Source organism: Luteolibacter pohnpeiensis (genome assembly GCF_016595435.1).
GTDB classification, from domain to species: Bacteria; Verrucomicrobiota; Verrucomicrobiia; order Verrucomicrobiales; family Akkermansiaceae; genus Luteolibacter; species Luteolibacter pohnpeiensis.
The window spans coordinates 1-7,960 of the sequence record NZ_JAENIJ010000060.1; the positions used below are offsets into that span (position 1 = coordinate 1).

At 59.6% G+C, this 7,960-nt stretch carries 7 protein-coding genes; 5 read left to right on the forward strand and 2 right to left on the reverse strand.

The window, feature by feature from the left end; all coding sequences use genetic code 11:
* Positions 1 to 158, reverse strand: a 158-nt coding sequence (locus JIN85_RS22140) for a DNA-3-methyladenine glycosylase I (protein ID WP_200273900.1), incomplete at its 3' end; no start/stop codon positions are given.
* 90 nt (positions 159 to 248) lie between these two features.
* Here JIN85_RS22140 and kdpB point away from each other — a divergent pair.
* From kdpB to JIN85_RS19255, 5 genes are all read left to right on the forward strand, one after another.
* Positions 249 to 2,294: a potassium-transporting ATPase subunit KdpB gene (gene kdpB / locus JIN85_RS19235; RefSeq protein WP_200273888.1), complete on the forward strand. Its 2,046-nt coding sequence runs from the start codon at positions 249 to 251 to the stop codon at positions 2,292 to 2,294.
* 4 nt (positions 2,295 to 2,298) lie between these two features.
* Positions 2,299 to 3,942, forward strand: coding sequence for a potassium-transporting ATPase subunit KdpA (kdpA, locus tag JIN85_RS19240; protein ID WP_200273890.1), 1,644 nt, complete (start codon positions 2,299 to 2,301; stop codon positions 3,940 to 3,942).
* A gap of 4 nt (positions 3,943 to 3,946) precedes the next feature.
* A complete protein-coding gene (locus tag JIN85_RS19245; protein ID WP_200273892.1) occupies positions 3,947 to 4,444 on the forward strand; it encodes a potassium-transporting ATPase subunit C in 498 nt (165 codons plus the stop codon).
* 71 nt (positions 4,445 to 4,515) lie between these two features.
* Positions 4,516 to 7,113 carry an ATP-binding protein gene (locus JIN85_RS19250; RefSeq protein ID WP_200273894.1) on the forward strand — a complete coding sequence of 866 codons (2,598 nt, stop codon included), beginning with the start codon at positions 4,516 to 4,518 and terminating at the stop codon, positions 7,111 to 7,113.
* Positions 7,110 to 7,811 (forward strand): response regulator, encoded by a 702-nt coding sequence (locus JIN85_RS19255; RefSeq protein WP_200273896.1) that lies wholly within the window; start codon positions 7,110 to 7,112, stop codon positions 7,809 to 7,811. The genes JIN85_RS19250 and JIN85_RS19255 overlap by 4 nt, the downstream gene beginning before the upstream one ends.
* Positions 7,812 to 7,848: 37 nt before the next feature.
* Here JIN85_RS19255 and JIN85_RS22145 read toward each other — a convergent pair.
* The coding region (locus JIN85_RS22145; protein ID WP_200273898.1) for a DNA-3-methyladenine glycosylase I at positions 7,849 to 7,960 on the reverse strand (112 nt) is incomplete at its 5' end.

Below are 7,960 nucleotides of genomic sequence, written 5' to 3' on the forward strand. Positions count from 1 at the left end.
GCTTGCATGAAGGCATACATGGTGGTGGAGCCGACGAAATTGAAGCCCGCCTTGCGCAAGGCCTTCGATAGCGCATCGGACTCCTGGGTTTTGGTCGGGAAGTCCGCCAGAGTTTGGTGACAGGTGTGAATCGGTTTGCCTCCGACAAAGCTCCAGATCCATTCGACAGGATCTTAACGCGATCTTAGCGCCGCCCATCCTCCTCTTAACACCCGTTCCCGGCTTGCCGGTGGCACGATCGCTACAGGATGAAACCTAGATCCACACGATTCGATCCCCTTTTGCTGAAGCGGGCCTTACTCCCCAGTTTGAAGAAACTCGACCCACGCGTCCAGTGGCGAAATCCGGTCATGTTCACCGTTTGGCTCGGCGCGGTGTTGTGCACCGCATTGCTGTTCCGTCACCACTCTGCCTTTGAAATCCAGCTCACGGCCTGGTTGTGGTTCACCTTGTTGTTTGCGAACTTTGCCGAAGCGATTGCCGAATCGCGAGGCAAAGCGCAGGCCGACTCACTGCGCTCCATGCGGGTGACCACACCGGCTCGCAAGTTGGACAACGGCAAGGAAACCTCTGTTTCAGCCGAAAAACTTGTCCCGGGCGATGTGGTCGTTTGCGAAGCCGGCGATGTGATTCCTGCCGACGGCGAAGTTACCGAAGGCATCGCATCGGTCGACGAATCGGCGATCACCGGTGAGTCCGCTCCGGTGATTCGCGAGTCGGGAGGTGACCGCTCAGCCGTGACCGGCGGAACGCGCGTCATTTCCGACCGTATTCTAGTGAAAGTTACGTCGAAGCCCGGCGAGTCGTTCCTCGATCGCATGATTGCGTTGGTGGAAGGCGGATCTCGCCGGATGACTCCGAACGAGCAAGCACTCGGCGTGCTGTTGGTTTCTCTAACAGTCGTGTTCGTGTTGGTGGTGTTCACCTTGCCGTCGTTCACGTCTTTCTTGTCGAAACAAGGACTCGGTGGTGAAACGCCATCGCTGTTTGTCTTGATCGCCCTGCTCGTCTGTTTGATTCCGACCACCATCGGCGGTCTGGTGAGCGCGATCGGAATTTCCGGGATTGACCGACTGACCCGCCGCAACGTGTTGGCGACCTCCGGCCGTGCGGTGGAAGCCGCTGGTGACATCGACGTCCTGTTACTGGACAAAACCGGCACCATCACCCTTGGCAATCGCCAAGCGAGCCACTTCGTGCCAGCGCCTGGCGTCACGGAGAAGGACCTTGCCGATGCCGCACAACTCGCTTCGCTCGCCGACGAAACGCCTGAGGGCCGCTCGATCGTGGTGCTTGCGAAAAATCTACACCAGCTTCGCGGTCACGACCTATCCTCTGCAAATGCGACGTTCGTTCCGTTTACCGCGCAGACCCGTATGAGCGGCATCGACTGGCAAGGCCGCACGATCCGTAAAGGTGCTGCTGAAGCGGTTAGAAAGCACGTTGAAAGCCTCGGTGGTAGCTTCCCCAATGAGGCCAGCGAAGAAGTTAACCTCATTTCACGTGCCGGCGGCACTCCGTTGGTTGTCGTCGATAACACGAAAGTCCTGGGCGTGATTCACCTCAAAGACATCGTTAAAAACGGCATCCGCGAGCGTTTCGCACGCCTCCGGGAAATGGGTATCCGCACAGTGATGATCACCGGTGACAATCCTCGCACCGCTGCTGCAATCGCTGCCGAGGCGGGAGTCGATGACTTCATGGCCGAAGCGACACCCGAGGATAAACTCCAACGCATTCGCGAAGAGCAAGCTGCGGGCCACCTCGTCGCCATGACCGGTGACGGCACCAACGACGCGCCAGCCCTTGCGCAAGCCGATGTCGGCGTTGCCATGAACACCGGCACGCAAGCCGCCCGCGAAGCAGGCAACATGGTCGACCTCGACTCCGATCCGACCAAGCTCATCGACATCGTTGAGACCGGCAAGCAGTTGCTCATGACCCGCGGTTCGCTGACAACCTTCTCGCTCGCCAACGACGTTGCGAAATACTTCGCCATCCTGCCCGCGATGTTTGCCAGCATCGCTGCGGTGTCAGGAACCGGCCCACTTGCCGCGCTCGACATCATGGGCCTGCATTCGCCGCAATCCGCGATCCTCAGTGCTGTGATCTTCAACGCGCTCATCATCATCGCGCTGATTCCGCTCGCGCTGAAAGGCGTGTCATATCGCCCGATGAATGCTGCCTCGCTGTTGCGCAGAAACCTTCTCATCTACGGTCTTGGCGGCCTCATCACACCGTTCCCGGGCATCAAGCTGATCGACCTTATTCTCTCGACCCTCCACCTCGTCTAATCCCATGAACCCGCTTATCCATTCCATACTCCTCGTTGCGGGCATTGTCCTGCTCGCCTGGCCCGCCGGCACCTGGCTCACCTGGGTGCTGAAAACCCGCCGCCTCGACGGAATTTTCTCCGCCGCACTCGGCAAAGGCATCCTCAATCCGACCAGCTGGAAAACCTATTTCCTCCATCTGTTAGGCTTCAACGCCTTGATGTTCGTCACCACCTGGATCGTGCTGGCGAACCAACAACACCTGCCGCTCAACCCGGACGGCTTGGGCAATGTGCCGTGGCACTTGGTGTTCAACACCAGTGTTTCCTTCGTCACCAACACCAACCTGCAGCACTACTCCGGCGAGGCAACTTACAGCTACCTTTCGCAGCTTACGTTGATGTGGCTGCAGTTCACCTCCGCCGCGACGGGTATCGCCGCATTTGCCGGGCTCGCCCGTGGGCTGGCTGGCAACCGCGACTTCGGAAACTTCACGCATGACATAGTGCGGATCCTTCTGCTGTTCCTTCTGCCAATCGCATTTATCTGGGCGATCTTGTTCGCAATCAGCGGCGTGCCGATGACTTTCGAAGGTGCAGCAATCGCAACCACGCTCGAAGGCGCTTCGCAAACCATCGCCCGCGGCCCAGTCGCTGCATTCCTGGCAATCAAACAACTCGGCACCAACGGTGGTGGATTCTTCGGACCGAACAGCACCCATCCGCTGGAAAACCCGAACCTGTTCTCCAACATCCTGTCGATGATCGCGATCGCCGTCATCCCCATGGCCTGTGTCAAAGCATTCGGCTCACTGACCGGTAAGGAAAAACACGCCCGCATCATCGGTGCCGTCATGCTCGCCTTCCTGCTCATCAAGGTGACCATCACCGTGCTGCCGGAGTCCGCTCCGACCGCTGCGTTCGCCAACCTTCCAGTTGCGGAATCCGCAAACCTCGAAGGCAAGGAACTCCGCCTCGGTGCTTCTACCGGTCCATTGTGGGCAGTGCTCACAACCTCGACCTCCAACGGTTCCGTTGGCGCGATGCATGACTCGCTGAACCCGATATCGCTGCTCGGACCTTTCTCCGGCATGTGGCTGAACTCGACCTTCGGCGGTGTTGGTGTCGGCATGATCAACTTCTTCCTGTTCATGGTTCTGGCGGTGTTCATCGCAGGGTTGATGATCGGCCGCACTCCTGAGTATCTCGGGAAAAAAGTCGAAGCACGCGAAATGGCGCTCGCAGCGGCTGGTTTTATCGTCCACCCGCTGCTCATCCTCGGTGGCACCGCCTTGTTCGCAGCCACACCATGGGGCGCGGATACGATCCACAACTCCGGTCCACGCGGCTTCTCGGAAATTCTTTACGAGTTCTCCTCAGCTGCTGCGAACAACGGCTCGGGTCTCGAAGGCCTCGGCGATGGCACCATCGCCTGGAACATCGCCACTGGCATCGTGATGCTCCTCGGACGCTACCTGCCGATCCTGCTGCCACTCGCCATTGCTGGAGCGCTCGCCGCGAAGCCTGCAGTTGCCGAGTCCGCCGGAACACTGCGCACCGACACGCCGACCTTTGGTTTCATGACCTTCGCCGTCATCCTGTTCCTCGGTGCCCTCACCTTCCTGCCGGTCGCAATGCTTGGACCGATCCTTGAACACCTCATCCACTAACACCATGAATCTTCTCAGACTCTTCGCCCTCAGCATTGCCATCTGCGGCTTCGTCTACGTGCCTGCCGTGCTCGGCTTCGCAAAAGTCGTTGTCCCGGAAAAAGCGGTCGGTTCGCTAGTTACCACAGCCGATGGAAAAATCGTGGGTTCGCGCTTGGTTGCCCAGGCCTTCACCACCGATCGCTACTTCCACCCCCGTCCATCGGCTTGTGACTACAATGGTGCTGGCGCTGCAGGTTCAAACCTCAGCCCAACCAGCCCGGAGCTGACGCAACGCGCCGAGGAAATCATCGCAACCTATCCCGGCAGCGGCCCGATCCCAGCGGATCTGATCACCGCCTCCGGCTCCGGTCTCGATCCACACATCACCCGTGCCGCTGCGATTTACCAAATCCCTCGTGTTTCCGCCGCCAGAAACATGGCTCCGGAAGCTGTCGAAAAACTCATTCCATCCGGAAATCTGGTGAATGTGCTTGAGCTGAACCTCGCACTGGACCGGTAAAAATTGACCGGGGCACCTTGCTCAAGGCGATTGCCTCAGCATCTTGCCTCGGTTTAGCTGCTTTGAAATTCATGTCAGAATCCGCCGACACCACTGGCACTCTCAAGGTATTCCTCGGCATGTGCCCTGGTGTTGGCAAAACCTACGCCATGCTCGAAGCCGCGCGGGCGCTCAAGTCCCACGGTGTCGACGTGGTCGCAGGAGTCGTGGTCACCCACGCTCGCAAGGAAACCCAAGCGCTGCTCGATGGCATCGAGGTCTTGCCCGCGGCAACCTCGGAACACCGTGGTGCGACGATCCATGAGCTCGATCTTGACGCATTGTTGGCGCGCCGCCCGGAGGTTGCCCTCGTCGATGAGCTGGCACACACCAATGCACCGGGATCACGCCACCCGAAACGCTGGCAGGACGTTGCTGAATTGCTCGATGCCGGCATCAACGTCTACACCACCATCAACATCCAGCATCTCGAAAGCCGGGCGGACATCGTTTCATCAATCACGAACGCCCCGGTCCGCGAAACGGTGCCGGACAGCTTTCTCGATCGCGCGAATGAAATCGAGCTGATCGATCTAACACCGCGCGATCTGCGCCGCCGCCTGGATGAAGGCAAAGTTTATCTCGGCGATCGCGCGCGCGCGGCTGCCGACCATTTTTTCAAGGAAAGCCATCTCACCGCCCTGCGCCAGCTCGCCTTGCGCTACACTGCAGAGCGCGTCGGCATCGACTTGAACGAGTTGCGTGCGCAGCGCCGCAGTCGCGAAACCTGGCGCTCAGGAGAGCGCTTGATCGTTGCAGTAGGGGCCAGCCCATACTCACCGGCGCTGATCCGCCGCACCCGCGCGATGGCCGGTGCGCTGGATGCCCCATGGTCCGCGATCGCCGTGACGACCGGCGAGCCGCTTTCCAAATCCGAGCTCGAATTGATCTCTGAACACCTTTCACTTGCCCGGAAACTCGGTGCGGAAGCCACCACCGTCGAGGCGGTTTCGCTGGTCGATGGCTTGCTGTCCGCCGCACGCGAACGCGGGACTACGCAGATCGTGATCGGAAAATCTCCGCGCACCCGCTGGACCGATTTTTTCATTCGCCCGCCCGCACTGGAACTGCTGCGGCAAAGTGGTGATATCGATGTCATAGCCATCGAACCGAAACAGGGTGAGACTGCTGAACGGAAACCGCAAAAACCTGCATTCGATCCGACAGCGGAAATTTTCCGCGTCGTCGGACTGACGGCCGCCATCGCGATTCTTGGCATCGTTACATCCATGTTCTTGGGCGAGCAAACCGTTGCCTTGCTGATGCTGTGCGGTGTCATCATTGGCGCGTTGTTTCTCACCGCTCCCGGCACTTGGGCACTCGCATTGCTCACCGGACTGGCGTGGAATTATTTCACCACCGAGCCGCGCTACACGTTCAACATTCGTTCGTCCTCGGACGTCGCCTTGTTCTTCGCGCTCACGGTCGCTGCAGTAGCGATGGGCCACCTTTCCGGCAGACTGCGGCGTCGCGAACGCTCGGTTTCCCGGCAACGGGTGCAATATTCTCGGCTGCTGGACATCAATACGATTCTAACAAGCTCGCACGATACGGATGAAATGCTGGCCAAGTTCACTGCTGCGGTCAGCTCGCGGTTTCACCTCGATTGCGCGATTCGGCTGCGCAACGAGGTCGATCATAAACTCGGCAAGCCGCACCCATCCAGCACGCTTTCACTGACGGAGAAAGATCGCGGCGTTTCCGAATGGACCTTCGACCACCGCCAGCCTGCGGGTCGTGGCACCAACACCCTCGCAGAGTCACCAGCCTTGCATCTGCCGCTGCAAGGGCGCTCTTTCGTGATGGGAGTAATCTCGGTCGATCCCGGCACAACTCTATTGCCACTTGCCGAGCGGGACCAACTGTCCGCCATTGCCGCGCAACTCGGCATCGCCCTGGAGCGCGATCACCTGCTCCATGCGATCCATCACGCCGAGTTCATTGAGCGTGGCGACCAGCTCCGGCGCTCCTTGCTGGATCACGTTTCGCATGAATTGCGCACCCCGGTAGCCATCATCTCCACCGCGATCGATGCGCTCGCCCGTGGAGCTACGGCAGATACCTTACTTTCGGAAATGGAAGGCGCGCGTGATCGGTTGAAGCGCGTGGTCGAGCAACTGGTCCAATCGGCCCGCGTGGAATCCGGAGCGATCGCTCCCCAAGCCGAGTGGTGCGATTTGCTCGATTTGTTAGAAACCGCGCGCGACCGCACCTCAGTCGCGCTGGCCGATCGGCCGCTTTCTATCGCGATTGATGCCGGATCGCCTGCGCTGGTCCGGGTGGATGCCGAGCTGGTGTTAGCGATGGTCGAGAACCTGCTCGCCAATGCCGGGAATCATACCCCGGGCGGCACTGCGATCGAAATGCGCGCGTTTGTTTCCAAAGATGGGCAACTTGAGATTTCGGTACGTGATCACGGCCCCGGATTGAAAGACCCTACGACTGTGTTCGACCGCTTTCATCGCGAAAACCCCCGCCATCCCGGCGGTCTCGGGCTTGGCTTGTCAATTGTGCGCGGTATCGCCCGCGGACTTGGCGGCAGCGCGGAAGCGAGACATGCTGCAGGTGGTGGCGCGGAATTCATCCTGCGCTTCCCTGTTCAATCCGCCACCGAAATCCCAACACCATGAGCCGCATCCTGGTCATCGACGACGAACTTTCGATCCGCCGCTTGCTGCAGATCCTGCTGCAGGGAGCCGGCCACGAAATCTTGCTGGCGGAGGACGTCTCACACGGACTGCATGAACTGGCCTTGCATAAACCCGACATGCTGGTGCTGGACCTGGGCTTGCCGGATCTGGATGGCTTGGAAGTTCTCAAGCACTTGCGCGAGTGGACGCAGCTGCCGGTGCTGGTGCTATCCGCTCGACCAGATCCTGCGGATAAGGTCAGCGCGCTGGATCTCGGTGCCGACGATTATCTAACAAAACCCTTCGATTCTGCCGAACTGCTGGCCCGCACCCGCGCCTTGTTGCGCCGCGTTTTGCCGCCGGAAAACGACGCGGTGATTTCCCTTGGCGACCTTTGTGTTGACCAGGCGAACCACCAGGCTTCCTACAACAGCCGAGCGATCCCGCTCACACCGATTGAGTTTTCGTTGCTGGCGCAACTCGCTCGGCACGCCGGTCGGGTGCTCACCCATGCTCACTTGCTCAATGCCGTCTGGGGGCCGAAGGCGACTGATCAATCGCACTACTTGCGCGTCCATTTTGCCCACCTGCGGCGGAAATTGAAAGCCGCAGGCCTCAGTGGTGAACTCATTCGCAACGAACCGGGTATCGGCTATCGGCTACTTGATTCCGCGAATCAAAGCGATCCGGCGCGATAAGGCACCGGCGGAAATTGATACCCTTCAGACCGCCCGATCACTGGTTTAGCTGCGCTTTGCGGAAACAATCTGCCGTGTGATCCTCCACCATGCCGACCGCTTGCATGAAGGCATACATGGTGGTGGAGCCGACGAAATTGAAGCCCGCC

Coding starts and splice junctions, on each gene's coding strand:
- JIN85_RS19250 (WP_200273894.1), top strand. CDS start 4,516: ATGTCAGAATCCGCCGACACCACTGGCACTCTCAAGGTATTCCTCGGC.
- JIN85_RS19245 (WP_200273892.1), top strand. CDS start 3,947: ATGAATCTTCTCAGACTCTTCGCCCTCAGCATTGCCATCTGCGGCTTC.
- kdpB (WP_200273888.1), top strand. CDS start 249: ATGAAACCTAGATCCACACGATTCGATCCCCTTTTGCTGAAGCGGGCC.
- kdpA (WP_200273890.1), top strand. CDS start 2,299: ATGAACCCGCTTATCCATTCCATACTCCTCGTTGCGGGCATTGTCCTG.
- JIN85_RS19255 (WP_200273896.1), top strand. CDS start 7,110: ATGAGCCGCATCCTGGTCATCGACGACGAACTTTCGATCCGCCGCTTG.